This is a genomic window from Dietzia sp. B44 (genome assembly GCF_014145245.1).
Lineage (GTDB): Bacteria > Actinomycetota > Actinomycetes > Mycobacteriales > Mycobacteriaceae > Dietzia > Dietzia natronolimnaea.
The window spans coordinates 1-2733 of record NZ_JAALEF010000247.1 but is presented as its reverse complement, the minus strand read 5'-3'; the positions used below and the strand labels follow the sequence as shown (position 1 = coordinate 2733).

Annotated in this window: 2 protein-coding genes; both read right to left on the bottom strand. The window is 71.2% G+C overall.

All coding sequences use genetic code 11. The features are described 5' to 3' along the window. Positions 1-2082: AMP-binding protein (locus G6017_RS08970; protein ID WP_182617017.1), on the bottom strand; the 2082-nt coding region annotated here is incomplete at its 3' end. A gap of 101 nt (positions 2083-2183) precedes the next feature. Continuing rightward, a partial coding sequence (locus G6017_RS08965) for a histidine phosphatase family protein (RefSeq protein ID WP_182617015.1) occupies positions 2184-2733 on the bottom strand: 550 nt, incomplete at its 5' end.

Below are 2733 nucleotides of genomic sequence, written 5' to 3'. Positions count from 1 at the left end.
GAAGGTCGCCGGGTCGAATCCGCGCGACAGCGCGATCCGGGACCCGGCGGCCACGGCCCCGCCGACGGCGGTGAGCAGACCGGACGGGTGATGGAGTGGACTGAGGCAGTACACCGTCGACGCGGCGGTCAGGCGCGCGGCGCTGGCGGTGCCGAACGCGGAGAGCGCCCACCGGTGGTTGGTCACGAGCTTGGTCTGCCATGCTCCCGTCGAGCGGGTGAAGACGACGAAGGCGAGGTCGCCGGCGCGGCCGGGGTCCGGCACGTACCAGCGGGGCAGCTCGACCGCATCGGGGTCGATGCGTTCGAGGTCGACCAGCCCTGCGCCGAGGTCTCCGGGCAGGTCGCGGTCCGCGCCGCCGCCGAGGACGAGCGCCCGCGCCCCGGCGTCGGTGACCCTGGCGGCGTGCTCCGGGTCGACGACCACCTCGGACACGGAACTGAGCGTCAACAGTTCGGCCAGATCCTGCGACGGGGGCAACAGCACGGCCACGGCGCCGAGACGCGACAGCGCGGCGATCGCGACCAGCGCCGAGGGCCGGGTCTCCATGAGCACACCGATGTGGTCGCCCTGGCGCACCCCGACCTCGATCATCCCCCTCACCACGTTCGTGATCCGGGCGTCGACGGCCGAGTACGTGTGGACGCGGTCGGAGAACAGGAAGCACGCGTCATCAGGCTGCGTCCGCGCACGCTCGGCCATGATCTTGGCGAACGAGATGCGTGTCCCCGTCTGGATCTGCCCCAGTCGCAACAGGCGCGGCGCGGCGTGCAGCGCCTCGTATCCCAGGGCCCGCGTCGTCCGCAGAGTGCCCACGGCGAGGTGGCCGGCACCGCGCACCACACCGACCCCCACCCCGGCGATCTGCGTCGCCCCTTCCGTCGCGAGCATCACCGCCGTGCCCGGAGACGGGTCACCACCGGAGTCGGGCCCGACCTCGACGATGCCCTTCGGACGATCTCCGGTGCCTTCTCTCCAGTCGATCCAGTCGGCGACGGCAGGCCATGTCAGCGAGGAGGCGGTCGAGCCGACGACGAGTCCGAAATGCCCGGCGCGGACCGGGAACTCGAAGACGTCCGCGCCGGGGGCGACGGCCGCGATCTTCCGGACGCCCGCCGGGACGCCGATCTCGTCGACTTCCCCGAGCACCGCGAGGACGGGACAGGTGATGTCGGCCAGGGACACGACGTGATCTCCGACGACGAAGCCGCCGACCATCATTCGATTCTGGATGATCACCTGGTGGAGCACGTCGACGATCGCCGGTCCGGACCACGCGACGAATCCCTCGCCGCCGAGAAAGCGGCGCTGCCGCTCGTGTCCGATCAGCGCCTCGCGGTCGTGGAGTTGACGAAGGAAACCCACCTGAGCACGCGCGGTCTTGATCGGGTCGAGCAGGCGGAACCCGGCCGAGGCCATCCACCCGGGGAGCGAGCGATCGCTGAAGACGTGGTCGGCGACGAAGCGGGCGACGTTCACGATCAGGTCCTCGGGTACGCCGAGCGGGGCGTTACCGCGGACGTCGACGGGCGCGCCGAACGTCACGACGCTCTCGAGGTCGCGCGAGCGCCGGTATGCCGCGGCCTGATAGCAGAACATGCCACCCTGGCTGTACCCGGCGAGATGCACCGAGCGACCCGTGGCCGCGGTGACGAGGTCGACGGCGTCGCTCACGGCGACCACGTGGTCGGTGAGGGTGCGTTCGAGTCCGCCGTCCTCGAGGTCCGGGGAGCCGAAGTCGATCACCCAGGGATCCATGCCGGCCGCGTGCAGCGCGGCCACCGCGCTCGTCGACGGGGAGACGTCCCAGACGTCGGCGGAGATCATCATGGGGGGCACGAGCACGATCGGCGGGCGCGGTCTCTCTTCCGCATCACCGCCGACACGTCCGTGCTCCGCGACCCCCGCCACCGGCGCGTAGTAGCGGCGCAGCCGGAACATCGGCCGACGGGTGGCGATCTCGAACGGCGAGAACTCCTCGTCGGTCTGGAGACCGCCGAAACGCAGGACCTCGATCGCGTTGACGACGTACGACGTCGCGGTCTTGAGGGCGACGGCGAGGATGTCGGGGCTGAGGGTCATGGTGGGTCTGACACTAGGGCGCGACTTCTGGTCGGAGTGGTCAGTTCACGAACAGAGGGGAGGACGGGGCGCGAAAGGTGGTCGGCCCGGCGCACCGCCGGTCAGAACGGCGGGCGTCCGAGGTGGTCGCCCCACCGCTCACAGGACCACCCACCGCGGTCCGGCGCCAACTCGATGACCCCGCAGTTGGGGATCCGGTTGACCAGCGCCCACTGTGAGGGGACCGCGCCGGCGAACACCGCGATCATCCGCATGAGGGTGCCGTGCACCACCAACACCACGTCGATACCGTTGTCGAGGTGGCTCTCGCGGAGCTCCGTCACCAACGGCATCGCGCGTTCCTGCACGTCCAGCGCGCTCTCTCCCCCCGGCAGGCACGAGGAGAGGTCACCGTGCTCCAGCCAGTCCCGCACGAGCCGGTTGTACGCCAGCAGCGCCTCGGTGCCGGTCCTCATCTCGTACTGTCCGGCCTGTACCTCGTACACCCCCGGCACGGCCCGGGTGGGCAGCTCTGTCGCGTCGGCGATCAGGCCGGCGGTCTCGCGGGCACGCGCCGCCTCGGAGCTGAGGATCACGCTCGGCGAGATGCCGGAGGCGGCGAGCTCGGCGCCCACCGTCCGCGCCTGGTCCCGCCCGAGGTCGGTGAGGGGG